This is a genomic window from Ancylobacter sp. GW821-FHT10E12 (assembly GCF_058809335.1).
In genome coordinates, this window is sequence record NZ_JBXASN010000004.1 from 120,222 (window position 1) to 144,071 (window position 23,850).

The 23,850-nt window shown below is 68.0% G+C and carries 21 protein-coding genes; 18 read left to right on the forward strand and 3 right to left on the reverse strand.

Features of this window, described 5'->3' with window-relative positions; all coding sequences use genetic code 11:
* Positions 1-85: 85 nt before the first annotated feature.
* Positions 86-1,912 (forward strand): glutamine--fructose-6-phosphate transaminase (isomerizing), encoded by a 1,827-nt coding sequence (glmS, locus tag AC1RU4_RS06600; protein WP_492890250.1) that lies wholly within the window; start codon positions 86-88, stop codon positions 1,910-1,912.
* Positions 1,913-2,040: 128 nt separating this feature from the next.
* Here the strand turns inward: glmS and queF are convergent, their stop codons facing one another.
* Positions 2,041-2,493: a preQ(1) synthase gene (gene queF / locus AC1RU4_RS06605; RefSeq protein ID WP_492890251.1), complete on the reverse strand. Its 453-nt coding sequence runs from the start codon at positions 2,491-2,493 to the stop codon at positions 2,041-2,043.
* A 119-nt stretch (positions 2,494-2,612) separates the two neighbouring features.
* Here queF and eno point away from each other — a divergent pair, with 119 nt between their 5' ends.
* The 11 genes from eno (at position 2,613) to AC1RU4_RS06660 (ending at position 13,054) form a co-directional block, all read left to right on the forward strand.
* Entirely contained in the window at positions 2,613-3,896 is a 1,284-nt protein-coding gene (gene eno, locus AC1RU4_RS06610) for a phosphopyruvate hydratase (protein ID WP_492890252.1), read from the forward strand.
* A gap of 39 nt (positions 3,897-3,935) precedes the next feature.
* Complete coding sequence (locus tag AC1RU4_RS06615) at positions 3,936-4,631, forward strand: alpha/beta fold hydrolase (RefSeq protein ID WP_492890253.1); 696 nt, start codon at positions 3,936-3,938, stop codon at positions 4,629-4,631.
* Positions 4,632-4,747: 116 nt separating this feature from the next.
* Positions 4,748-5,083: an FtsB family cell division protein gene (locus AC1RU4_RS06620; protein WP_492890254.1), complete on the forward strand. Its 336-nt coding sequence runs from the start codon at positions 4,748-4,750 to the stop codon at positions 5,081-5,083.
* A 267-nt stretch (positions 5,084-5,350) separates the two neighbouring features.
* Positions 5,351-6,412, forward strand: a complete 1,062-nt coding sequence (pdhA, locus tag AC1RU4_RS06625) for a pyruvate dehydrogenase (acetyl-transferring) E1 component subunit alpha (protein WP_492890255.1) — start codon at positions 5,351-5,353, stop codon at positions 6,410-6,412.
* A gap of 17 nt (positions 6,413-6,429) precedes the next feature.
* Positions 6,430-6,747 carry a hypothetical protein gene (locus AC1RU4_RS06630; protein ID WP_492890256.1) on the forward strand — a complete coding sequence of 106 codons (318 nt, stop codon included), beginning with the start codon at positions 6,430-6,432 and terminating at the stop codon, positions 6,745-6,747.
* A gap of 25 nt (positions 6,748-6,772) precedes the next feature.
* Positions 6,773-8,167: a pyruvate dehydrogenase complex E1 component subunit beta gene (locus AC1RU4_RS06635; RefSeq protein ID WP_492890257.1), complete on the forward strand. Its 1,395-nt coding sequence runs from the start codon at positions 6,773-6,775 to the stop codon at positions 8,165-8,167.
* 15 nt (positions 8,168-8,182) lie between these two features.
* Entirely contained in the window at positions 8,183-9,556 is a 1,374-nt protein-coding gene (locus tag AC1RU4_RS06640; RefSeq protein ID WP_492890258.1) for a pyruvate dehydrogenase complex dihydrolipoamide acetyltransferase, read from the forward strand.
* Positions 9,557-9,718: 162 nt separating this feature from the next.
* On the forward strand, positions 9,719-11,137 hold the full coding sequence (gene lpdA / locus AC1RU4_RS06645) for a dihydrolipoyl dehydrogenase (protein ID WP_492890259.1): 1,419 nt from the start codon (positions 9,719-9,721) through the stop codon (positions 11,135-11,137).
* 36 nt (positions 11,138-11,173) lie between these two features.
* Positions 11,174-11,452, forward strand: a complete 279-nt coding sequence (locus AC1RU4_RS06650) for a GlsB/YeaQ/YmgE family stress response membrane protein (RefSeq protein ID WP_492890260.1) — start codon at positions 11,174-11,176, stop codon at positions 11,450-11,452.
* A gap of 138 nt (positions 11,453-11,590) precedes the next feature.
* Entirely contained in the window at positions 11,591-12,592 is a 1,002-nt protein-coding gene (lipA, locus tag AC1RU4_RS06655; protein ID WP_492890261.1) for a lipoyl synthase, read from the forward strand.
* 3 nt (positions 12,593-12,595) lie between these two features.
* Positions 12,596-13,054 carry a type II toxin-antitoxin system RatA family toxin gene (locus AC1RU4_RS06660; protein WP_492890262.1) on the forward strand — a complete coding sequence of 153 codons (459 nt, stop codon included), beginning with the start codon at positions 12,596-12,598 and terminating at the stop codon, positions 13,052-13,054.
* Here the strand turns inward: AC1RU4_RS06660 and AC1RU4_RS06665 are convergent.
* Both AC1RU4_RS06665 and AC1RU4_RS06670 read right to left on the reverse strand, forming a co-directional pair.
* Positions 13,051-13,551 carry a CinA family protein gene (locus AC1RU4_RS06665; RefSeq protein ID WP_492890263.1) on the reverse strand — a complete coding sequence of 167 codons (501 nt, stop codon included), beginning with the start codon at positions 13,549-13,551 and terminating at the stop codon, positions 13,051-13,053. The genes AC1RU4_RS06660 and AC1RU4_RS06665 overlap by 4 nt on opposite strands.
* Complete coding sequence (locus AC1RU4_RS06670) at positions 13,551-14,750, reverse strand: bifunctional 2-C-methyl-D-erythritol 4-phosphate cytidylyltransferase/2-C-methyl-D-erythritol 2,4-cyclodiphosphate synthase (RefSeq protein ID WP_492890265.1); 1,200 nt, start codon at positions 14,748-14,750, stop codon at positions 13,551-13,553. The genes AC1RU4_RS06665 and AC1RU4_RS06670 overlap by 1 nt, the downstream gene beginning before the upstream one ends.
* A 198-nt stretch (positions 14,751-14,948) precedes the next feature.
* On the opposite strand from AC1RU4_RS06670, the gene dusB reads away from it, so the two are divergent.
* The 6 genes from dusB (at position 14,949) to trkA (ending at position 23,837) form a co-directional block, all read left to right on the forward strand.
* Positions 14,949-15,980 carry a tRNA dihydrouridine synthase DusB gene (gene dusB / locus AC1RU4_RS06675; RefSeq protein ID WP_492890266.1) on the forward strand — a complete coding sequence of 344 codons (1,032 nt, stop codon included), beginning with the start codon at positions 14,949-14,951 and terminating at the stop codon, positions 15,978-15,980.
* Entirely contained in the window at positions 15,977-17,158 is a 1,182-nt protein-coding gene (locus AC1RU4_RS06680) for a two-component system sensor histidine kinase NtrB (RefSeq protein WP_492890268.1), read from the forward strand. The genes dusB and AC1RU4_RS06680 overlap by 4 nt, the downstream gene beginning before the upstream one ends.
* An 8-nt stretch (positions 17,159-17,166) precedes the next feature.
* Positions 17,167-18,612 carry a nitrogen regulation protein NR(I) gene (ntrC, locus tag AC1RU4_RS06685; RefSeq protein ID WP_492890269.1) on the forward strand — a complete coding sequence of 482 codons (1,446 nt, stop codon included), beginning with the start codon at positions 17,167-17,169 and terminating at the stop codon, positions 18,610-18,612.
* Between the two features lie 145 nt (positions 18,613-18,757).
* Positions 18,758-21,007, forward strand: a complete 2,250-nt coding sequence (locus tag AC1RU4_RS06690) for a sensor histidine kinase NtrY-like (protein WP_492890270.1) — start codon at positions 18,758-18,760, stop codon at positions 21,005-21,007.
* 13 nt (positions 21,008-21,020) lie between these two features.
* Complete coding sequence (ntrX, locus tag AC1RU4_RS06695; protein WP_492890271.1) at positions 21,021-22,388, forward strand: nitrogen assimilation response regulator NtrX; 1,368 nt, start codon at positions 21,021-21,023, stop codon at positions 22,386-22,388.
* Positions 22,389-22,460: 72 nt separating this feature from the next.
* On the forward strand, positions 22,461-23,837 hold the full coding sequence (trkA, locus tag AC1RU4_RS06700; protein ID WP_492890272.1) for a Trk system potassium transporter TrkA: 1,377 nt from the start codon (positions 22,461-22,463) through the stop codon (positions 23,835-23,837).
* Positions 23,838-23,850 lie beyond the last annotated feature (13 nt).

Consider the following 23,850-nt stretch of genomic DNA (forward strand, 5'->3'; position numbering starts at 1 on the left):
CTGATGTGATTTTCGCAACGCAGTGACGGCCGGTTAAACCGAAAGCCGTAGCCTCGGCGCATTCCTCTGGCGAAAGGTCCTTCGCATGTGTGGCATCATTGGCATTGTCGGCACCGCTCCCGTGGCGGACCGGCTGGTCGATTCGCTCAAGCGGCTCGAATATCGCGGCTATGATTCCGCCGGCATCGCGACGCTCGAATCCGGCCGGCTCACCCGCCGACGGGCGCAGGGCAAGCTGCGCAATCTCGAAACCGCGCTCGCCGAGGCGCCGCTGGCCGGAAATATCGGCATCGGCCACACCCGCTGGGCCACCCATGGCCGGCCGAGCGTCGCCAACGCCCATCCGCATGCCACCACGCAGGTCGCCGTGGTTCATAACGGCATCATCGAGAACTATCGCGAGCTGCGCGAGGAATTGCTGCGCGACGGCGCAAATTTCGAGAGCGAGACCGACACCGAGGTCGTCGCCCATCTCGTCACCCGCGAGATGCGCGGCGGGTCGAGCCCGGTCGATGCGGTCGCCGCCTCGCTGCCGCGCCTCAGGGGCGCCTTCGCGCTCGCCTTCATGTTCGACGGCGATGACGACCTGCTGATCGGTGCCCGCAAGGGCAGCCCGCTGGCGGTCGGCTATGGCAAGGGCGAGATGTATCTCGGCTCGGACGCCATCGCGCTCGCGCCCTTCACCGACACGATCTGCTATCTCGACGATGGCGACTGGGCGGTGCTGCATCGCGGCCGCGCGGAAATCCGCAACGCCGCCAACGACGTGGTGGCGAGGCCGATCCAGAAGTCCACCGCCTCCGCCTTCCTGGTCGAGAAGGGCAACCACCGCCATTTCATGGCCAAGGAGATGCATGAGCAGCCCGAGGTGGTCGCCCACACGCTGGCGCATTATCTCGACCTCGCCAATGAGACGGTCGAGCTGGCCACCGACCTGCCCTTCGATTTCACGTCGCTGGAGCGCATCTCCATCGCCGCCTGCGGCACCGCCTATTATGCCGGCCTGATCGCCAAATACTGGTTCGAGCAGATCGCCCGCCTGCCGGTGGAGATCGACGTCGCCTCCGAGTTCCGCTACCGCGAGGCGCCGCTGCCGAAGAACGGCCTCGCCATCGTCATCTCGCAATCGGGCGAGACCGCCGACACCCTCGCCTCGCTGCGCTACGCCCGGCAGGAGGGGCAGAAGGTGATGGCGGTGGTCAATGTGCCGACCTCCACCATCGCCCGCGAGAGCGACGCGGTGATGCCGACCTTGGCCGGCCCCGAGATCGGCGTCGCCTCCACCAAGGCCTTCACCTGCCAGCTGGCGACGCTGGCGGCCATCGCCGTGGCCGCCGGCCGCGCCCGCGGCGTGCTCTCGCCGGAGCGCGAGCGCGAATTGGTGCGCGCCCTCGTCGAGGTGCCGCGGCTGATGAGCGAGGCGCTGCGGCTCGGCCCACAGATCGAGACGCTCGCCCGCACCTTCGCCAAGACGCAGGACGTGCTCTATCTCGGCCGCGCGACCTCCTATCCGCTGGCGCTCGAAGGCGCGCTGAAGCTGAAGGAGATTTCCTACATTCACGCCGAGGGCTACGCCGCCGGCGAACTCAAGCATGGTCCGATCGCGCTGATCGACGAGAAGATGCCGGTGGTGGTCATCGCCCCGCACGACGCGGTGTTCGAGAAGACCATGTCGAACATGCAGGAGGTTGCGGCGCGCGGCGGCCGCATCGTCCTCATCACCGACCCGCGCGGCGCCGCCGAATGCGGCATCGACACCGAGGCGACGCTGATACTGCCGGAGATGAACCCGCTGGTCACGCCGCTGGTCTACGCCATCCCGATCCAGCTGCTCGCCTATCACACGGCGGTGCTGATGGGCACCGACGTCGACCAGCCGCGCAACCTCGCCAAGTCGGTGACGGTGGAGTGAGGCGGGCAGGGTAGGGCGCGGGTTTCAAAGCCCGCCGGAGCCGCGAACCGCCGCGTCCTTGCCCGCAACCCTGGCGCGGGCGCGGACCGTGAACGCGAAAACGTCGCCGACGCCGCTTGAAAAGCCGACTACCCGCGCCCGCGATAGGGCGGTACGCCCTGATCCGGCAGCCAGACGTCCTTCGGCGGCGCCCCGCTCTGCCAGAACACGTCGATCGGGATGCCGCCGCGCGGATACCAGTAGCCGCCGATCCGCAGCCAGTGCGGCTGCAGCAGGTCGGCGAGCCGCCGACCGACCGTAACCGTGCAATCCTCGTGGAACGCGCCATGGTTTCGGAAGCTGGCGAGATAGAGCTTCAGCGACTTCGATTCGACCAGCCATCCGGCCGGCATGTAGTCGATCACCAGATGCGCGAAATCCGGCTGTCCGGTCACCGGGCAGAGCGAGGTGAATTCCGGGCAGGTGAAGCGGGCGACATAGAGCGTGTCGGCCTGCGGATTGGGCACGCGGTCGAGCACCGCCGCCTCCGGCGAGGCCGGCCACGGCGTCGCGCGCCCGAGTTGAAGCGTGTGGTCGGTCATCGAGCGTCTCCTGCGCAGCCCCGTGCCCTGCTCTTTACCGGCACCTCTTTCGCATGTCATGGCGAGCTTGTAGAAGCGCTGGAGCCGACCGTCCGCGCGATGAGGAACTGGGGAAACGCATGACTGCCATTGTCGACATTATCGGCCGCGAAATTCTGGATAGCCGCGGCAACCCGACCGTCGAGGTCGACGTATTCCTCGAAGACGGCTCGAAGGGCCGCGCGGCAGTGCCCTCGGGCGCCTCGACCGGCGCGCACGAGGCGGTCGAGCTCCGGGACGGCGACAAGGGCCGCTATCTCGGCAAGGGCGTCCTGAAGGCCGTCGACGCCGTCAATGGCGAGATCTTCGACGCCATCGGCGGTATGGACGCCGAGGACCAGGCGGCGATCGACCAGATCCTCATCGAGCTCGACGGCACGCCGAACAAGGCCCGCCTCGGCGCCAACGCCATTCTCGGCGTCTCGCTGGCGCTGGCCAAGGCGTCGGCCGCCGCCGCCGACATGCCGCTCTACCGCTATGTCGGCGGCGTGAACGCGCGCGTCCTGCCGGTGCCGATGATGAACATCGTCAATGGCGGCGCCCATGCCGACAACCCGATCGACTTCCAGGAATTCATGATCCTGCCGGTCGGCGCGCCGACCTTCGCGGAAGGCCTGCGCACCGGCGCCGAGATCTTCCACACGCTGAAGAAGGCGCTCAAGGACGCCGGCCACAACACCAATGTCGGCGACGAGGGCGGCTTCGCCCCCAACCTGCCGTCGGCCGACGCCGCGCTCGCCTTCGTGGTGAAGGCCATCGAGACCGCCGGCTACAAGCCGGGCGAGGACGTGTTCATCGGCCTCGACTGCGCCTCGACCGAGTTCTTCAAGAACGGCAAGTACGACTACGAGGGCGAAGGCGTCGTGCGCGACATCGAGACCCAGGTGAAGTACCTCGCCGATCTGGTCGCCCGCTATCCGATCGCCACCATCGAGGACGGCATGGCCGAGGACGACTGGGAGGGCTGGAAGCTGCTCACCGACAGCATCGGCTCCAGGTGCCAGCTGGTCGGCGACGACCTGTTCGTCACCAACGTCACCCGCCTGTCGGCCGGCATCAAGCAGGGCGTCGGCAATTCGATCCTGGTGAAGGTCAACCAGATCGGCTCGCTCACCGAGACGCTGAACGCCGTCGAGATGGCCCACAAGGCCGGCTACACCGCGGTGATGTCGCACCGTTCCGGCGAGACCGAGGATTCCACCATCGCCGATCTCGCGGTCGCCACCAATTGCGGGCAGATCAAGACCGGCTCGCTGGCCCGCTCCGACCGTACCGCCAAGTACAACCAGCTGCTGCGCATCGAGCAGGAGCTCGGCCCGCAGGCGATCTATGCCGGCCGCGCGGCGCTGAAGGCGCTCGCCTGAGCCGAAGCACGGGACGACGGGTGCAGGCGGCCCTTCGGCATGCCCGATGACGGATCGGTCGAACTGGTCCTGCTGCACGCGCTTCCCCTGGACGGCTCCATGTGGGCCGGGCAACGCGATCTGCTGCCCGGCGCCACGTTCGCCCCGACGCTCTACCCTCTGGGCGAGCACGTTGCGGACTGGGCTTCCGCGATATTGAACACCGTGCAGGGGCGCCGGCTGGTCGTGGTCGGCTGTTCGATCGGCGGCTCCTGCGCCCTCGAACTGGCGGCCGCGGCACCGGAGCGGGTGGCCGCCCTGGTGTTGATCGGCACGAAAGCCGTCCATCGGCCCGAGCCGGCGCTCAGGGATGCCGCCCTCGACATGCTGGCGCACGGAGGCGTCGTGCCGGCGTGGCAGGCCCTTTGGGCGCCGCTGTTCCCGACCTCGGCCGCAATTGCGCGCGACCGCGCCGAAGCCATCGCCCTCCGCCAATCCGCCGGCGACCTGACGCGAGGCGTACGGGCCTTCCACAGCCGGCCGAGCCGCGATGACATCCTTGCCGCCTTTCCGGGGCCGGTCACGGTCGTCACCGGCGCGGACGACAGGTTTCCCGGCCCGACGATGAGCCGGGCGCAGGCGAGACTGGCGCGTCGCGGCACGCTGCACGTGCTTCCGGGCTGCGGCCACTATGTGCCGCTGGAGCGGCCGGCGGAGCTGAACGCGATATTGAGAGACGTGCTCGCCACCCTCTGAGCCGGCGACGGGCCGGCCGGAACGCAGCGCTGAAGCCCCCCGCCTGAGCCGATTTTCGCCGGTTCCGGCGACACGGTTAACGGAGCCTCAACCGCCTGCGGGTAGGCTCCGTTTCCATGATAGCACGCACCCGTTGGCGCTCGATTCTCCAAACCGTCACGCTGCATCTCGGCGCGGCAATGCTTATCGGTTATTTCGCCTTCCAGGGCTATAACGGCCAGTACGGCCTCCTGGCGCGGCGGCATTTCGAGGAGCAGATGTCGACGCTGACGCAGGAGCGCGACGCATTGCGCACGCAGCGCGAGGCCCTTGAATCCAAGGTCCGGCTGCTCTCGCCCGATCTCGTCGATGCCGACATGCTGGACGAGCAGGCGCGCTCGCTGCTCAATCTCGTCCATCCCAAGGATCTCGTCCTGCTGCGTCCGCGCTCCGAGATCACGGCGGCACAATAAATTCACCGGCCCCCGGAGCCTTTCGACGGACCCGCCGGCGCCCGGCGATTTCGGCTATCCGTATAATACCAGGGGGAAAACGATATTCGCCAGATACTTAACTTAATATGAGTTAAATAGCCGATTTAATTCATTTTGAGTTAAACGGATGAAACCCTTGCGCTGACAACATGTTGTGCACCGCAGCATTGCATTCTGCGCGTAGCGTCGTGCCGGAACTTGCGCTATGACACTGGCAAAATCCGGTAATGAGCTAGGGATGCGTCCATGGTTGTCGCTGCGAAGAAGTCCCCCGCCACCAAGGCCGTCGCCAAGAGCGCCGCGCCGAAGGCTCCCGCCAAACGGTCGGAGAAGACCTCCGCCAGACTGGACTTCTCGAAGGACGAAGAACTCGACGCCTATCGCCAGATGCTCGAAATCCGGCGCTTCGAGGAGAAGGCCGGCCAGATGTACGGCATGGGCCTCATCGGCGGCTTCTGCCATCTCTATATCGGCCAGGAGGCCGTCGTCGTCGGCATGCAGCTGGCCCTGAAGAAGGGCGACCAGGTCATCACCGGCTATCGCGACCACGGCCACATGCTGGCCTGCGGCATGGATCCCAAGGGCGTCATGGCCGAGCTCACCGGCCGCCGCGGCGGCTATTCCAAGGGCAAGGGCGGCTCGATGCACATGTTCAGCATCGAGAAGGGCTTCTTCGGCGGCCACGGAATCGTCGGCGCCCAGGTCTCGCTCGGCACCGGCCTCGCCTTCGCCAATCATTACCGCGACAATGGCAACGTGACCCTGGCCTATTTCGGCGACGGTGCCTCCAATCAGGGGCAGGTCTACGAGAGCTTCAACATGGCGGAGCTCTGGAAGCTGCCGGTGGTCTACATCATCGAGAACAACCGCTACGCCATGGGCACCTCGGTGAGCCGCGCCTCGGCACAGACCGACTTCTCCAAGCGCGGCGCTTCCTTCAACATCCCCGGCGAGCAGGTCGACGGCATGGATGTGCGGGCGGTCAAGGCCGCCGGCGAGCGCGCGGTCGAGTTCGCCCGCTCCGGCAAGGGCCCGTACATCCTCGAAATGCTCACCTATCGCTATCGCGGCCACTCCATGTCCGACCCGGCCAAGTACCGGTCGAAGGAGGAGGTGCAGAAGATGCGCACCGAGCACGACCCGATCGAGCAGGTGCGCGCGCGCCTGCTGGAAAAGGGCTGGGCCACCGAGGACGATCTCAAGGCGATCGACGCCGAGATCCGCGACGTGATGAACGCCGCCGCCGATTTCGCCACTCACGATCCGGAGCCGGATCCGTCCGAGCTCTACACCGACATTCTCCGCTGATCGGCGGAGCCGGGGGCATGCTCGCTTCGCTTTTCTGGGGATTGTGGGTCGCCGGAGCATCGGCGATCGTCGTCCTGTGGGTGTTCTCCATCGGGTCGGCCTTCCACATAATTTCCGGCGTCCGCGCCGGCGGCGGCAGCCACGCATCTGCCGACTGGATCAAAATGGTCGTCTGGCCCTTCGCCATACGCCACCTCGCCGGGGCGCCAGCGGACCGGGTGGCCAGCCTCTCCAAGATGCTGATCGCTCTCTTTGCCGCCTTTCTCGTGGCCACCGCATCGTTGGCCGTCTACAGCAATCTGACGTTTGTGCCGCCGGTACCGACGCATCAGTGACGCGCGATCTCGAGGGAACGCCGCCATGCCGACCGAAATTCTCATGCCTGCCCTCTCTCCCACCATGGAGAAGGGCAATCTGGCCAAGTGGCTGAAAAAAGAGGGCGATTCGGTGAAGTCCGGCGATGTCATCGCCGAGATCGAAACCGATAAGGCCACGATGGAAGTCGAGGCGATCGACGAGGGCACGCTCGGCAGGATCCTGGTGCCGGAAGGCACCCAGGATGTGGCGGTGAACACCCCGATCGCCGTCATCCTCGCCGATGGCGAGGATGCGAGCGCGGCCAGCGCCCCCGCCCCCAAGGCCGCTGAATCGGCGCCGCCGGTCGCTGCGGCTCCGGCCGAGCCGGCCCCGGTGGCCACCGCCGCGCCGGCCGCTCCCGCGGTGGTCTCCGCGCCGGCTCCGGCCCCCGAGCCGGACGTGCCGGAAGGCACCGAGATGGTCACCATGACCATGCGCGAGGCGCTGCGCGACGCCATGGCCGAGGAGATGCGCCGCGACGGCGACGTCTTCGTCATGGGTGAGGAAGTCGCCGAATATCAGGGCGCCTACAAGATCACCCAGGGCCTGCTGCAGGAATTCGGGCCGAAGCGGGTCATCGACACCCCGATCACCGAGCACGGCTTCGCCGGCGTCGGCGTCGGCTCCGCCATGGCGGGGCTGAAGCCGGTGGTCGAGTTCATGACCTTCAACTTCGCCATGCAGGCGATCGACCAGATCATCAACTCGGCGGCCAAGACGCTCTACATGTCCGGCGGCCAGATCCAGTGCTCGATCGTGTTCCGCGGCCCCAACGGCGCCGCCGCCCGCGTCGCCGCCCAGCACAGCCAGGACTACACCTCCTGGTACAGCCACGTTCCCGGCCTCAAGGTCGTCGCGCCCTACACGGCAGCCGACGCCAAGGGCCTGCTGAAGGCGGCGATCCGCGACCCGAACCCGGTCGTGTTCCTCGAGAACGAGATCCTCTACGGCCATTCCTCGCCGGTGCCGAAGCTCGACGACTTCATCGTCCCGCTCGGCAAGGCGAAGATCTCCCGTCCGGGCAAGGACGTGACGCTGGTGGCCTGGTCGATCGGCATGAGCTACGCGCTCAAGGCCGCCGACGAACTCGCCAAGCTCGGCATCGAGGCCGAGGTCATCGACCTGCGCACCATCCGCCCGATGGACACCGAGACTATCCTCGCCTCGGTGAGGAAGACCGGGCGCCTGGTGACGGTGGAAGAGGGCTGGGGCCAGTCCGGCGTCGGCGCCGAGATCGCCGCCCGCGTCATGAAGAAGGCGTTCGATTATCTCGATGCGCCGGTGCTGCGGGTGTTCGGCAAGGACGTGCCGATGCCCTACGCCGCCAATCTCGAAAAGCTCGCGCTGCCGACCGTGCAGGACGTCATCGACGCTGCACGCGCGGTCACCTATCGCTGAGGACGGAGAGCGCCCATGTCGATCGAGATCCTCATGCCGGCCCTGTCTCCCACCATGGAGAAGGGCAACCTGGCCAAGTGGCTCAAGAAGGAAGGCGACAAGGTCGCGCCCGGCGATGTGATCGCCGAGATCGAGACCGACAAGGCCACGATGGAAGTCGAAGCCATCGACGAGGGGACGCTGGCGAAGATCCTGGTGCCGGAAGGCTCGCAGGACGTGCCGGTGAACCAGCTCATCGCGGTGCTCGCCACCGATGGCGAGGACGTCAAGGCGGTCGCCGCCGGCGGCTCCTCGGCGCCCAAGGCCGCTCCCGCCGCCGAAGCCCCCAAGGCTGAAGCTGCGAAGGCTGAAGCTGCGAAGGCGCCCGAGCCGGCGGCTCCCGCTCCGGTCGCGGCGGCCCCGGCTCCCGCCACCGCTCCGGCGGCGTCCGGCGACCGCGTGTTCGCCTCGCCGCTGGCCCGTCGCCTCGCCAGGGACAAGGGTGTCGACCTGTCGGGCGTGAAGGGTTCCGGCCCGCATGGACGCATCGTCGCCGCCGACATCGCCACCGCCACGCCCGGCGCCGCCAAGCCGGCGACGGCCGCGGCCCCGGCCCCCGTGCCGGCGGCAGCTGTCGCTCCGGCCCCCGCTCCGGTCTCGTCCAGCACGCTGCTCGACCAGGTGAAGGCCTATTACGAGCCCGGCACCTACCAGGAAGTCATGCTCGACGGCATGCGCCGCGTCATCGCCCAGCGCATGACGGAGGCGAGGCAGACGGTGCCGACCTTCTACCTCAATGTCGACTGCGACATGGACGAGTTGCTCAAGCTGCGCGAGACGCTCAACAAGGCCGCGCCCGAGAAGGACGGCAAGCCGTCCTACAAGCTCTCGGTCAACGACTTCGTCATCAAGGCCTATGCGCTCGCCTTCCAGCAGGTGCCGGACGCCAACCAGGTGTGGGGCGGCGACCGCTACCTCAAGCTGGAGCACTCCGACATCGGCGTCGCGGTGGCGATCGACGGCGGCAAGGGCCTCCTGACCCCGATCATCCGCAAGGCGGAGACCAAGTCGCTCTCGACCATCTCCAACGAGACCCGCGACTTCGCCATCCGCGCCCGCAACAAGAAGCTGGCGCCGAGCGAGTATCAGGGCGGATCGTCGGCGATTTCGAACCTCGGCATGTTTGGAATCAAGGACTTCACGGCGATCATTAATCCCCCGCATGCGACCATCCTGGCGGTTGGCGCCAGCGAGCAGCGCGCGGTGGTGCGGAAGGGCGAGCTCACCATCGCCACCCAGATGTCGGTGACGCTGTCCTGCGACCACCGCGTCATGGACGGCGCGATGGGCGCGACGCTTCTCACCGCCTTCAAGGCGCTGATCGAGAAGCCGATGGCCATGCTGGTCTAGAGCGTAGCCGACTCGTCATGGCCGGGCGAAGGCGACCGACAGGCCGCCGTCTCCCGGAGACGCCGAAGCGAAAGCCCCGGCTCTCCCGGCCATCCACTTTTCTGACAGGGCTATGCGGGCGCCGTCGCCCCGTCCGGCCCGGGGCATGACGGAACAATCCAGATGGCCGCGACTTCCTACGACATCCTCATCATCGGCTCCGGCCCCGGCGGCTACGTCGCCGCCATCCGCGCCGCCCAGCTCGGCCTCAAGGTCGGCGTGGTGGAGCGCCAGTACATGGGCGGCATCTGCCCGAACTGGGGCTGCATCCCGGCCAAGGCGCTGCTGCGCTCGGCGGAGATCTTCCATTATATCGAGCACGCCAAGGATTACGGCCTCGTCGCCGAGAAGTTCGGCATCGACATTGCCGGGGTGGTGAAGCGCTCGCGCGGCATCGCCGCGCAGATGAGCAGCGGCGTCGGCTTCCTGCTCAAGAAGAACAAGGTCGACGTGATCTGGGGCCAGGCCACCATCACCGCGCCCGGCAAGGTCTCGGTCGCCGCATCGGACGGCGCGCCGAAGGGCGCGCTGGCGGCCGGCGAGTACACCGCCAAGAGCATCATCGTCGCCACCGGCGCCCGTCCGCGCGCGCTGCCCGGCATCGAGCCGGACAGACACCTGATCTGGACCTATTTCGAGGCGCTGGCCCCGGCCGGCGTGCCGAAGTCGCTGCTGATCATGGGCTCGGGCGCCATCGGCGTCGAATTCGCCTCCTTCTACAAGGCGATGGGCTCGGACGTGACCATCGTCGAGCTGCTGCCGCAGATTCTCCCCGTCGAGGACGAGGAGATCGCCGCCCATGCCCGCAAGCGCTTCGAGAAGGACGGCATCAAGATCCTCACCGGCGCCAAGGTGTCGAAGGTCGTGAAGGGTGCGGACAACGTCACCGCCACGGTGGAGACCGCCGACGGCAAGGTGCAGACCCTCACCGCCGACCGGCTGATCTCGGCGGTGGGCGTGGTCGGCAATATCGAGAATCTCGGGCTGGAAAAGCTCGGGGTGAAGACCGATCGCGGCTGCGTGGTGATCGACGGCCTGTGCCGCACCAATGTGCCCGGCATCTACGCCATCGGCGACGTCGCCGGCCCGCCCATGCTGGCCCACAAGGCCGAGCACGAGGGCGTCATCTGCGTCGAGGGCATTGCCGGCAAGCACGCCCACCCGATGGACAAGCTGATGATTCCGGGCTGCACCTATTGCATGCCGCAGGTGGCGTCGGTCGGCCTCACCGAGAAGAAAGCCAAGGAAGCCGGCTACGAGATCAAGGTCGGCCGCTTCCCCTTCATCGGCAACGGCAAGGCGGTGGCGCTCGGCGAGGCGGACGGGCTGGTCAAGACCATTTTCGACGCCAAGACAGGCCGGCTGCTCGGCGCGCATCTGATCGGCGCGGAAGTGACCGAGCTCATCCAGGGTTTCGTGCTCGCCATGAATCTGGAGACCACCGAGGAAGAGCTGATCAATGCGGTCTTCCCGCACCCGACGGTTTCTGAGACGATGCATGAAAGCGTGCTCGCCGCCTATGGGCGGGCGATTCACGTCTAGAACGGGCCGCAGGCCCGCAGGGCAGGGAGCCTCGCCATGGAGATGGATACCTATGCGGCACTGAACCAGCCGGGAGTGGGCTGGTTCACCATGATCATTATCGGTCTGCTCGCCGGCTGGATCGCCGAGCGGGTGACCGACAGCGATCAGGGATTGCTGGCTAATCTGCTGTTCGGCCTGATCGGCGCCTTCGTCGGCAAATATCTCGCCGAGCTGGCGGCGATCCCGGTCTTCGGCTTCTTCCGCACCCTGATCGCCGCCGCGGTCGGCGCGATCATCGTGCTGTTTATCTGGCGCAAGCTGCGCGGGCGCTGACGGGGGCGCCGGCCGGGGCGCTCATGCGCCATGGTCGGGCCAGCCGTCCGCAAGGCGGGGTTTTCCGAACGTCACGCAGCGTTTAAGTGTGAAGTCGAAACGCAAGCGGGCCGAACGCAAACGGGTATCGGGCACAGCATGGTCACCGTCCTCAACACCCTGAACCGTGCGCTCGAAAAGCCGCGCCACCCCGAGAAGGTGAACCGGCCGGAGACGCCGGCGCTGAAGAAGCCGGACTGGATCCGCGTGCGCGCGCCCGGCACGCCCGGCTGGCAGGAAACCGCCGATATCGTGCGCGCCAACGGCCTCGTCACGGTGTGCGAGGAGGCGAGCTGCCCGAATATCGGCGAGTGCTGGCAGAAGAAGCACGCCACCTTCATGATCATGGGCGACACCTGCACGCGGGCCTGCGCCTTCTGCAATGTGCGCACCGGCTTGCCGGGCGCGCTCGACCTCGACGAGCCGCAGAAGGTGGCGGACGCGGTCGCCAAGCTCGGGCTTGAACATGTCGTCGTCACCTCGGTCGACCGCGACGATCTCGCCGATGGCGGCGCCGAGCATTTCGCCCGCACCATCCGCGCCATCCGCGCCACCAGCCCCGGCACCACCATCGAGATCCTCACCCCGGACTTCCTGCGCAAGGACGGCGCCCTGGAAGTGGTGGTCGAGGCCAGGCCGGACGTGTTCAACCACAATCTGGAATGCGTGCCCTCGCTCTATCTCAAGGTCCGCCCCGGCGCGCGCTATTTCCACTCGCTGCGGCTGTTGCAGCGGGTGAAGGAGCTCGACCCGTCGATCTTCACCAAGTCCGGCATCATGGTCGGCCTCGGCGAGGTGCGGAACGAGGTGCTGCAGCTGATGGACGACCTGCGCTCGGCCGAGATCGACTTCATGACCATCGGCCAGTACCTCCAACCGACCCGCAAGCACCATCCGGTGATGGGCTTCGTGACGCCGGAGGAGTTCAAGTCCTACGAGACCATCGCCTATGCCAAGGGCTTCCTGATGGTGTCGTCGAGCCCGCTGACCCGCTCGTCTCACCATGCCGGCGAGGATTTCGCCCGGCTGCGGGCGGCGCGGGCGAGCAAGCTTGGCACGGCCCGTGCCGGCACCTCCGCTCCGGCTCTCGCGCCCGTCTGAGCCATGCCGTCGTTCCGCAGCAAGCGGCAGGTCCGGCATTCTGCCGCCGACATGTTCGACCTCGTCGCCGATGTCGAGCGCTACCCTGAATTCGTGCCGCTCTGCGAGGGCCTTCAGGTGCGCCGGCGGGTGGCGAGCGGGGAGGGCGTCGACATCCTCGTCGCCGACATGACCGTCGCCTACAAGGTGTTCCGCGAGACCTTCGCCAGCCGGGTGACGCTGGACCGGCCGCGGCTCGCCATCGTCGTCGAATATCTCGACGGGCCGTTCAGCCGGCTGCAGAACCGCTGGACCTTCCGCAGCACCGGCGAGCATAGCTCCGAGGTCGAGTTCTTCATCGACTACGAGTTCCGCTCGCGCGCGCTCGGCCTGCTGATGGGCGCGATGTTCGACGCCGCCTTCCACCGCTTCGCCGAAGCCTTCGAGAAGCGCGCCGACGAGGTCTACGGCACCACGGCCTAGCCGCCGGCCAGTTCGGCCAGCATCGCCAGCGCCGTCATCACCGCATGCGCCCGCACGCCGGAGCGATTCTCGCCGGCGAACACCTCGCGCCGCACGATCACCCGCCCGTCGGCGCCCGCCGCGGCGAAATGCACCAGCCCGACCGGCTTCGAGGCCGAGCCGCCGCCCGGTCCGGCAATGCCGGTCACCGAGACGCCGAGCGAGGTGCCGGCGATCCCGAGGAGACCGGCCGCCATCTCCCGCGCCGTCTCCTCGCTCACCGCGCCATGCGCGTCGAGCGTGGCTTGCGAGACGCCGAGCACCGCCATCTTGGCCGCGTTCGAATAGGTGACGAAGGCGCGGTCCACCACGTCGGAGGAACCGGCGATCTCGGTCAGCGCGGCGCAGACGAGGCCGCCGGTGCAGGATTCCGCCGTCGCGACGGTGAGCCCGCGCGCGCGGCACAGTTCCAGCACCCGGACGGCGAGGGTGTCGCGCGCGTCGGTATCGATAGCCATCATGCCTCGTCCTCGCTCCAGGGCAGCCGCACCGTCGCCACCGCCATCGCCGCGATGCCCTCGCGCCGGCCGGTGAAGCCGAGCTGCTCGCTGGTCGTCGCCTTGACGCTGACGCGGCCGACCGCAATCCCCGCGATCTCGGCGATCCTCGCCCGCATCGCCTCGCGGTGCGGGCCGATCTTCGGCTCCTCGCAGATGATGGTCGCGTCGAGATGGGCGACGCGCCCGCCCTGCGCCTTCACCAGGTCCACCGCGTGGCGCAGGAACCGGTCGGAGGCCGCGCCCTTCCATTCCGGCTTCGAGGGCGGGAAATGGAAGCCGATATCGGCGGCGCCGATGGTGCCGAGCAGCGCGTCGGTCAGCGCATGCAGCACCACGTCGGCGTCGGAATGGCCGGAGAGCCCGCGCCCGTGCGGAATGGCGATGCCGCCCAGCATCACGTGGTCGCCCTCGCCGAAGGCATGCACGTCGTAGCCGGTGGCGGTGCGTATATCGGTCAGGTCACGGGCGAGAAGGCGCTCGGCACTCACGAAATCCTCCGGCGTGGTCAGCTTCACATTGGCCGGATCGCCGGCAAAACTGGCGACCCTGTGGCCGGCGGCATCGGCCACCGCCGCGTCGTCGGTGAGGTCGTCGCGTCCGGCCAGCGCGCGATGGGCGTCGCGAATCAGCGCGTAGCGGAAGCTCTGCGGCGTCTGCACGCTGCGCAGGAATTCCCGGTCCGGGCCGGAGACGACGAAACCGTCCGCCTCGCAGGCCTTCACCGTATCGACCAGCCGCAATCCCGGCACCGCCGCCCCGTGGCGTGCGGCGGCGGCCAGCGCATCGGCGACGAGGCGCGGCGCCACGAAGGGCCGGGCGGCGTCATGGATCAGCACCAGTTCCGGCGGATCGTCGGCCAGCGCCTCCAGCCCGGCGCGCACCGAGGCCTGCCGCGTGGCGCCGCCGGCTACCGGGGCCGCAAGGCCGGCAAGCCCTTGCGTGGCGCGGGCATAGAGCTCGGCATGGCCGGGATCGATCACCGCCACCACCCGGCGGATGCCGGGCCGGCCGAGAAAACGTTCCAGCGTACGGCGCAGCATCGGCACCCCGCCGACGGCGCGATATTGCTTGGGCAGCCCGTCGCCGGCCCGCGCCCCACGCCCCGCCGCGACCACGATGACGTCTGCCTGCACAACCGCCCGCACGTCCGCCTTCACGCCTTCACCCCTGCGTCAGCCATTGCCCGCGTTTGCCGCAGCCGAAGCTTGCCCCGGCCCACCGTTTAGCGCAAAAGCGGCACGCTCGTGCAAAAGTTTCAACATCACCGTGGCGAAAGGCTTGATGACGGGCCTCGTCTGTCTATTATGTAGGCACCGCCCGCCGGGCTCATTTCGTGTGCACCGAGTGATCATCGCTTGATCGTTGCTGCCTTCCCAAACGCCAATCTTTCCGTCGGGTCGCTGACGTTGCCGAATCGCGTCGTGCTCGCGCCGATGGCGGGCATTACCGACGCACCCTTCCGCCGCATGGCGCACCGCTATGGCGCCGGGCTGGTGATCTCGGAAATGGTGGCGTCGGACGCGCTGCAGGCCGGCCATGCCGAGACCGCGCTGCGGGCCGAGGCCGCGGGCCTGCCCGTCCACGCCGTCCAGCTCGCCGGCAACGAGCCTGCCTCCATGGCGCGGGCCGCGGCGATGGCGGAAGCCGCCGGCGCCGCGCTCATCGACATCAATATGGGCTGTCCGGCCAAGCGGGTCACCACCGGCCTCGCCGGCGCCGCGCTGCTGCGCGATCTCGACCTCGCGACGCGCATCGTCGAGGCGGTGGTCGGCGCGGTTTGCGTGCCGGTCACGCTGAAGACCCGACTCGGCTGGGACGATGCCGCCCGCGTGGCGCCGCAGCTCGCGCGCCGGGCGCAGGATATCGGCGTGCGCCTCGTCACCATTCACGGCCGCACCCGCTGCCAGTTCTATACCGGCGCGGCGGACTGGGCGGCGATCGCCGCGGTCAGCGGCGCCATCGACCTCCCGGTGCTCGCCAATGGCGATCTCGTCGAGGCGACGCAGGCGCCCGCGATGCTCGCGGCCTCCGGCGGCGCGGGGGTGATGATCGGGCGCGGCGCGCAGGGGCGCCCGTGGTTCCCCGGCCAGGTCGCCGCCTATCTCTCGACCGGCCGCGTGCCGGCCGAACCGGATCTCGCCGAGCAGCGCGACGTGCTGCTGGAAATGTATGAAGGCTGGCTGTCGCATTACGGCGCCGAGCTCGGCCGCCGCCAGGCGCGCAAGCATATCGGCTGGGCGCTGGAGGCGGCCTGCGCCGCCGCCGGCCGGGCGCCGGACGCGCTGACGCATTGGCGCAAGCGCATCCTCACGCAGGACGAGCCGCATCACGTCCGCGCCGGCATTCGCGCCGCCTTCGACGAATTGTCATGGAGTGCCGCAGCATGAGAACGGTCAAGCCCGATCCCAAGACCGAAGCGGGCAGGGCCGCCGCCGCGGCCAAGGCGGCGGCCGAACCCAACGCGGACGCCAGTTCGGCAGCGACCTCGGAGGCGGTGGTCAACGCCCTGCCGCACCCGGTCTTCACCCTGGCCGCCGACGACCGGCTGGTCGATGCCAATGTCGCCGCCGAGGCCTTCTTCGAAGCCGGCCACGCCGTGCTGGCGCGCCACCGCCTGCAGGAATTCATTCCCTTCGGCAGTCCGCTGCTGGCGCTGGTGGAGCAGGTGAGGGCGACCGGCGCCGCCGTGAACGAGTACCGCGTCGATCTCGGCACCCCGCGCAATGGCGGCGAGCGCATCGTCGACATCCATGTCGCGCCGCTGCCGGAAGCCGCCGGCCATGTGGTGGTGATGCTGCAGGAGCGCACCATCGCCGACAAGATGGACCGCCAGCTCACCCATCGCGGCGCCGCGCGCTCGGTCACCGCGCTCGCCTCCATGCTGGCGCACGAGATCAAGAACCCGCTCTCCGGCATTCGCGGCGCGGCCCAGCTTCTGGAACTCAACGCCAGCGACGATGACCGCTCGCTGACCCGGCTAATCACCGACGAGGCCGACCGCATCGTGAAGCTGGTCGACCGCATGGAGGTGTTCTCCGACGAGCGCCCCATCGAGCGCGAGCCGGTGAACATCCACGCGGTGCTGGAGCACGTGCGCACGCTGGCCTCCACCGGTTTCGCCCGCAACATCCGCTTCGTCGAGGAATACGATCCTTCGCTGCCGCCGGTGCTGGCCAATCGCGACCAGCTCATCCAGGTGTTCCTCAACCTGGTGAAGAACGCGGCGGAGGCGATCGGCGACAGCCCGGACGGCGAGATCCTGCTCACCACCGCCTTCCGCCCCGGCGTGCGCCTCACCGTGCCCGGGTCGGCGACCCGCGTGAGCCTGCCGCTGGAATTCTGCGTGCGCGACAACGGCCCCGGCGTGCCGGAGGACCTGATGCAGCACCTGTTCGACCCCTTCGTGACCACCAAGCCGACCGGCACCGGCCTCGGTCTCGCCCTCGTCGCCAAGATCGTCGGCGACCATGGCGGCATCATCGAATGCGACAGCCAGCCGCGCCGCACCACGTTTCGAGTCCTCATGCCCATGTATCGCGGCCTCCGCGGTACTGAGAAGAGTTGAGAGCGCCTATGCCGACGGGAAGTATTCTGGTCGCCGACGACGACGCCGCCATCCGCACCGTGCTCAACCAGGCGTTGTCGCGGGCGGGCTATGAGGTGCGCTCCTGCGGCAATGCCGCCACGCTCTGGCGCTGGGTCAGCCAGGGCGACGGCGATCTCGTCATCACCGACGTGGTGATGCCGGACGAGAACGCCTTCGACCTGCTGCCGCGCATAAAGAAGGTGCGTCCCGACCTGCCCGTGATCGTCATGAGCGCGCAGAACACCTTCATGACCGCCATCCGCGCCTCCGAGCGCGGGGCCTATGAATATCTGCCCAAGCCCTTCGACCTGAAGGAGCTGATCGCCATCGTCGGCCGCGCCCTGTCGGAGCCGAAGAAGCACGATCTGGCGCCGAAATCGGGCGGGGAGGAGGCCGACGCCATTCCGCTGGTCGGCCGCTCGCCGGCGATGCAGGACATCTATCGCGTGCTGGCGCGGCTGATGCAGACCGACCTCACGGTGATGATCGCCGGCGAGAGCGGCACCGGCAAGGAGCTGGTGGCGCGCGCGCTCCACGATTACGGCAAGCGCCGCAACGGGCCCTTCGTCGCCATCAACATGGCGGCGATCCCGCGCGACCTCATCGAGAGCGAGCTGTTCGGCCATGAGAAGGGCGCCTTCACCGGCGCCAATGCCCGCTCCGCCGGCCGCTTCGAGCAGGCCGAGAGCGGCACGCTGTTCCTCGACGAGATCGGCGACATGCCGATGGAGGCGCAGACCCGCCTGCTGCGCGTGCTGCAGCAGGGCGAGTACACCACGGTCGGCGGGCGCACCGCGATCAAGACCGACGTGCGCATCGTCGCCGCCAGCAACAAGGACCTGCGCATCCTGATCCAGCAGGGCCTGTTCCGCGAGGACCTGTTCTTCCGCCTCAACGTGGTGCCGCTGCGGCTGCCGCCGCTGCGCGAGCGCACCGAGGACATCCCCGACCTGGTGCGCCACTTCTTCCTGCAGGCCGAGCGGGAAGGGCTCCCGCGCAAGCAGATCGACATCGCCGCCCTCGACCGGCTGAAGCGCTACCGCTGGCCGGGCAATGTGCGCGAGCTGGAAAACCTCATCCGCCGCCTCGCCGCGCTCTATCCGCAGGAGATCATCACCGCCTCGATCATCGAGGCGGAGCTCGCCACGCCGATCTCCACCGCTTCGCCGGAGGAGACCGGCCAGGACGAGACGCTGTCCTCGTCGGTGGAGCGCCACCTCAACACCTATTTTGGCGGCTTCGGCGAGAACCTGCCGCCGCCGGGCCTCTATCACCGCATCCTGAAGGACGTGGAATATCCGCTGCTGTCGGCGGCGCTGGCGGCGACCCGCGGCAACCAGATCAAGGCCGCCGAGCTGCTGGGCCTCAACCGCAATACGCTGCGCAAGAAGATCCGCGATCTCGACATCCAGATAATCCGCACCAGCCGCTGACCAGCGATCAATGTGGATGCACTGAAATTAAATGCGTCCTACGCTGGTGCATGTCACATTTTTGCACCAGTGTCGTCCCACTGCATCAGTTGCGCCGGACCGAATCGAAGGTCCGCCGCCGCGGTGAGACATGACGGACACGGAAATGACGCGCGAAACCGGCGGCCGTGATGTCCCCGATCTCGGGGGCATGGGCTTCCGTTTCTCGCTCTGGGGTCTCGCACCGCTCGCGGTTCTGGCCTCACTGGTCACCGCACTGGTCAGCTTCATCATCCTGATCGGCATCACGCCGCTGGTGCCGTCGCAGGGTATCGTCGTCGTCGTTCTGTGCATCAACGGCCTGATGTCGCTGATATTGCTCGGCATCATCGGCCGCGAGGTCTGGCGCATCGTCAAGGCCCGCCGGCGCGGCCGCGCCGCCGCCCGCCTGCATGTGCGGATCGTCGGCCTGTTCGGCATCGTCGCCGTGGTTCCGGCACTACTGGTAGCGGTTCTGGCGAGCATCACGCTAGATCGTGGGCTCGATCGCTGGTTCTCGGTGCGCACCCGCGCCATCGTCGACAATGCGGTGTCGGTGGCGCAGACCTATGTGCGCGAGCATGCCTATTCGATCCGCGGCGACGTCATGGGCATGGCGCGCGACCTCCAGCGTATCCGCCCGATCTGGGACCAGGACCGCAGCCGCTTCCGCCAGGCGATGACGGCGCAGGCGGTGGTGCGCGGACTGCCGGTCGCCATGGTGATCCAGCGCGACCTCTCGGTCGTCGACCGCAGCACCGTCCGCACCGGGCGTGAGTTCGTGGTGCCCTCGAACCTCGCGGTGAAGGACGCCACGGAAGAGCAGCCGCTGATCTACCTGCCGACCGACGCCGATTTCGTCGGTGCGGTCATCCCCTTGAAAGATTTCGGGGATTTATTCCTGTACGTCGCGCGGCCGGTCGATCCGCGGGTGATCAACTATCTGAAGGAGACGCAGGCAGCGGTCGCCGATTACCGCAATCTCGAGCAGCAGCGCATCGGCGTCCAGGTCGCCTTCGCACTGCTTTACGCGGTGATCTCGCTCACCGTTCTGCTCTGCGCGGTGTGGCTCGGCATCCATTTCGCCAATCGCCTCGTCGCGCCCATCCGGCGGCTGATCGGCGCCGCCGACCTCGTGGCCGCCGGCAATCTCTATGTCGAGGTGCCGGTCCGCCGGGCGGAAGGCGACCTGTCGAGCCTCGCCGAGACCTTCAACAAGATGACGCAGGAACTGCGCACCCAGCGCGACGACCTCGTCCAGGCCCGCGACCAGATCGACACCCGCCGTCGCTTCACCGAGGCGGTGCTTTCCGGCGTCGGCGCCGGCGTCATCGGCGTCGATTCCTCCGGCCGCATCACCATCATCAACCGCCCGGCCGAGAAGATGCTCGGCCTGAGCGAGGACGACGCGCTCGGAAAGCCCCTCGGCGACATCGTGCCGGAAATCGCGCCGATGCTGGCCGAGGCGATGGGGGCGGGCCCGCGCTCCGTCCAGGGCAACACCACCTTGTCGCGCGACGGCCGCGACCGGGTGATCGCCGTGCGCTTCACCACCGAGCAGTCGCGCGAGGCCGATCACGGCTGGGTGGTGACGCTTGACGACATCACCGAGCTCGTCGTCGCCCAGCGCTCCTCCGCATGGGCCGACATCGCCCGGCGCATCGCCCATGAGATCAAGAACCCGCTCACCCCGATCCAGCTTTCCGCCGAGCGCCTGCGCCGGCGTTACGGCAAGGTGATCGGCGAGGATCGGGAAGTGTTCGACCAGTGCACCGACACCATCATCCGCCAGGTCGGCGACATCGGCCGCATGGTGGACGAGTTCTCCTCCTTCGCCCGCATGCCCAAGCCGGTGGTCGAGGAGCAGGATATCGCCGAGACGGTACGGCAGGTGGTGTTCCTGATGCGGGTCGGCAACCCGGAGATCGACATCCGCTTCGACGCACCGGACGGGCCGGTTCTGGCCCGCTTCGACCGTCGGCTGATCTCCCAGGCGCTCACCAATATCGTGAAGAACGCCACGGAAGCGCTTGCCGCGGTTCCGCCGGAGGAGCGCGTCGAGCCGCCGCGCATCAAGGTCGACCTGGCCAGCGACGAGCGCACCGTCACCATCGACGTGATCGACAATGGCAAGGGCTTGCCGACGGAGAACCGCGCCCGCCTGCTGGAGCCCTATGTGACGACCCGCGAGAAGGGCACCGGCCTCGGCCTCGCCATCGTCGGCAAGATCATGGAAGAACACGGCGGCGGCATCGAGCTCGACGACGCGCCGGAAGGCCGCGGCGCCTGGATCCGCCTGCGATTCCTGCGCGGGGGCGCCGCCATCCCTCATATCGTAACCAGTGACAAAGCCGCGCCTGCGCAGCAGGCCGGATAAAGGAGTACCGACCATGGCGACCGACATTCTGATTGTCGACGACGAGGCCGATATTCGCGGGCTGGTCGCGGGCATTCTGGAGGACGAAGGCTACGGCGCCCGCACGGCCAAGGACAGCGACGAGGCGCTGGCCGCCATCGAGGCGCGCCGCCCGCAACTCATCTTCCTCGACATCTGGATCGAGCGCAGCAAGCTCGACGGGCTGCAACTGCTCGAAGTCATTAAGCGCCAGCACCCGGACGTGCCGGTGGTCATGATTTCCGGCCATGGCACCATTGAGACCGCGGTGGCGGCCATCAAGCAGGGCGCCTACGACTTCATCGAGAAGCCGTTCAATTCGGATCGGCTGATCCTGGTCGCCGACCGGGCGCTGGAGACGGTACGGCTGAAGCGCGAGGTGCGCGACCTCAAGCAGCGCGCCCCGGTGGCCCAGCAGCTCATCGGCCGCTCCTCGGTGATGAACCAGCTGCGCCAGACCATCGAGCGGGTGGCGCCGACCAACAGCCGCATCATGATCGTCGGCCCCTCCGGCGCCGGCAAGGAGCTGACCGCCCGCATGCTGCATACCGCCTCGACGCGCGCCAACGGGCCGTTCGTGGTGATCAACGCCGCCGCCATCACGCCCGAGCGGATGGAGGTGGAGCTGTTCGGGGTGGAGGCGACGGGCGGGCAGGGTCGGCAGGTCGGCGCGCTCGAAGAGGCGCATGGAGGCACGCTGTTCATCGACGAGATCGCCGACATGCCGCGCGAGACCCAGAACCGCATCCTGCGGGTGCTGGTCGACCAGAACTTCATGCGCGTCGGCGGCACCACCCGCGTCTCGGTGGATGTGCGAATCATCTCCTCGACCGCCCGCAATCTGGAGAAGGAGATCGCCGAAGGCCGCTTCCGCGAGGATCTCTATCACCGCCTCGGCGTGGTGCCGATCCGGGTGCCGCCGCTTGCGGAGCGTCGCGACGACGTGCCGGAACTGGTCGAGTTCTTCCTGGAGCAGATCTCGCAGGGTACCGGCCTGCCGCGCCGACGCATCGCCGCCGACGCGCTCGCCGTGCTGCAGTCGCACGACTGGCCGGGAAATGTCCGCCAGTTGCGCAACAATATCGAGCGGCTACTGATTCTCGCGACCGGCGAGCCGGACGCGCCGGTGACCGCCGACATGCTGCCGCCGGATGTCGGGTCGCTGGTGCCGAACCTGCCGAACGGCACGGGGGGCGAGCACCTGATGGGCCTGCCGCTGCGCGATGCGCGCGAGGTGTTCGAGCGCGAATATCTGGTGGCGCAGATCAGCCGATTCGGCGGCAACATCTCGCGCACCGCCGAGTTCGTCGGCATGGAGCGCTCGGCCCTGCATCGCAAGCTCAAGGCGCTGGGGATCGGCTGAGGCGGTCGCAATCCGGCCGTGGCGTGCCCGGTGGAATGATATAGTCTCCCGCGTGAGAGTTTGGGGGTAGCGATGAAGGTCGTCATCTGCGGGGCGGGCCAGGTGGGTTTCGGCATCGCCGAGCGTTTGGCGGCGGAACAGAACGACGTGTCGATCATCGACACGTCGCCGCGCCTCATCCAGGCGGTGACCGATTCGCTCGACGTGCGCGGCTTCGTCGGTCACGGCTCGCATCCCGACGTGCTGGAGCGGGCGGGGCTCGAAGCGGCGGACATGCTCATCGCCGTCACCCTGCATGACGAAGTGAACATGATCGCCTGCCAGGTCGGCCATGCGCTGTTCGACGTGCCGACCAAGATCGCCCGCGTGCGCGCCCAGAGCTACCTGCACGGGCATTGGCGCGACCTGTTCTCGCGCGACCATCTGCCCATCGACGTCGTCATCTCGCCGGAGATCGAGGTCGGCGAGATGGTGCTGCGCCGCCTGTCGCTGCCGGGCGCCGTCGATACGGTGAGCTTCGCCGACGGCGCGGCGGTGGTGGTCGGCGTGCGCTGCGCCGACGACTGCCCGGTGCTCGACACGCCGCTGCGCCAGCTCACCGACCTGTTCCCGGACCTGCGCGCCGTGGTGGTGGCGGTCAATCGCAAGGGCCGGGTTTTCGTGCCGCGCAGTGCCGACGCGCTGATCGCCGGCGACCTCGTCTATTTCGTTGCCGGCGCCGATCAGGTGACGCGCACCCTGTCGATCTTCGGCCATGACGAGCCGCCCGCGCAGCGCGTGGTGATCGGCGGCGGCGGCAATATCGGCCTTTACGTCGCCCGCGAGCTGGAACGGCGCAATCCCAAGGCGCGGGTGAAGATCATCGAGGACAATGCCGAGCGCGCCGAAGCCATCGCGCAGGTGCTGTCCAAGACGGTGGTGCTGCGCGGCAGCGCGCTCGACCGGCTGATCCTCGATGAAGCCTCGGTCGGCGACGCCGACACCATGATCGCGGTCACCAATGACGACCGCGTTAATATCCTGGCCTGCCTGCTGTCGCGCGAGCTCGGCGCCAAGCGCATGCTTTCGCTGCTCAACGACCCGAACTATCCGGCCTTCGCGCGCGGCCTCGGCATCGACGCCTATGTCAATCCGCGGCAGATCACCGTCTCCAAGATCCTGCAATATGTGCGCAAGGGCCGTATCCTCGGCGTGCATTCGCTGCTCGACGGCGCCGGCGAGGTGATCGAGGCGGAAGCGCTGGAAACCTCGCCTCTGGTCGGCAAACCCTTGCGCGATCTCGACCTTTTCGACGGCATGCGCATCGGCGCCATCGTTCGCGGCGGGCATGTGATGCTGCCGCGCGGCGATACGGTGATCCATGCCCGCGACCGGGTCATCCTGTTTGCGCTCGCCGACCGGGTCAAACGCGTCGAACAATTGTTCCGGGTCAGCCTGGAATTCTTTTGAGAGGCGCCCGTCG

Bases quoted from the DNA above. Each gene is read 5' to 3' on its own strand.
- glmS (WP_492890250.1), top strand. From the start codon at position 86: ATGTGTGGCATCATTGGCATTGTCGGCACCGCTCCCGTGGCGGACCGG.
- queF (WP_492890251.1), bottom strand. From the start codon at position 2,493: ATGACCGACCACACGCTTCAACTCGGGCGCGCGACGCCGTGGCCGGCC.
- eno (WP_492890252.1), top strand. From the start codon at position 2,613: ATGACTGCCATTGTCGACATTATCGGCCGCGAAATTCTGGATAGCCGC.
- AC1RU4_RS06615 (WP_492890253.1), top strand. From the start codon at position 3,936: ATGCCCGATGACGGATCGGTCGAACTGGTCCTGCTGCACGCGCTTCCC.
- AC1RU4_RS06620 (WP_492890254.1), top strand. From the start codon at position 4,748: ATGATAGCACGCACCCGTTGGCGCTCGATTCTCCAAACCGTCACGCTG.
- pdhA (WP_492890255.1), top strand. From the start codon at position 5,351: ATGGTTGTCGCTGCGAAGAAGTCCCCCGCCACCAAGGCCGTCGCCAAG.
- AC1RU4_RS06630 (WP_492890256.1), top strand. From the start codon at position 6,430: ATGCTCGCTTCGCTTTTCTGGGGATTGTGGGTCGCCGGAGCATCGGCG.
- AC1RU4_RS06635 (WP_492890257.1), top strand. From the start codon at position 6,773: ATGCCGACCGAAATTCTCATGCCTGCCCTCTCTCCCACCATGGAGAAG.
- AC1RU4_RS06640 (WP_492890258.1), top strand. From the start codon at position 8,183: ATGTCGATCGAGATCCTCATGCCGGCCCTGTCTCCCACCATGGAGAAG.
- lpdA (WP_492890259.1), top strand. From the start codon at position 9,719: ATGGCCGCGACTTCCTACGACATCCTCATCATCGGCTCCGGCCCCGGC.
- AC1RU4_RS06650 (WP_492890260.1), top strand. From the start codon at position 11,174: ATGGAGATGGATACCTATGCGGCACTGAACCAGCCGGGAGTGGGCTGG.
- lipA (WP_492890261.1), top strand. From the start codon at position 11,591: ATGGTCACCGTCCTCAACACCCTGAACCGTGCGCTCGAAAAGCCGCGC.
- AC1RU4_RS06660 (WP_492890262.1), top strand. From the start codon at position 12,596: ATGCCGTCGTTCCGCAGCAAGCGGCAGGTCCGGCATTCTGCCGCCGAC.
- AC1RU4_RS06665 (WP_492890263.1), bottom strand. From the start codon at position 13,551: ATGGCTATCGATACCGACGCGCGCGACACCCTCGCCGTCCGGGTGCTG.
- AC1RU4_RS06680 (WP_492890268.1), top strand. From the start codon at position 15,977: ATGAGAACGGTCAAGCCCGATCCCAAGACCGAAGCGGGCAGGGCCGCC.
- ntrC (WP_492890269.1), top strand. From the start codon at position 17,167: ATGCCGACGGGAAGTATTCTGGTCGCCGACGACGACGCCGCCATCCGC.
- AC1RU4_RS06690 (WP_492890270.1), top strand. From the start codon at position 18,758: ATGACGCGCGAAACCGGCGGCCGTGATGTCCCCGATCTCGGGGGCATG.
- ntrX (WP_492890271.1), top strand. From the start codon at position 21,021: ATGGCGACCGACATTCTGATTGTCGACGACGAGGCCGATATTCGCGGG.
- trkA (WP_492890272.1), top strand. From the start codon at position 22,461: ATGAAGGTCGTCATCTGCGGGGCGGGCCAGGTGGGTTTCGGCATCGCC.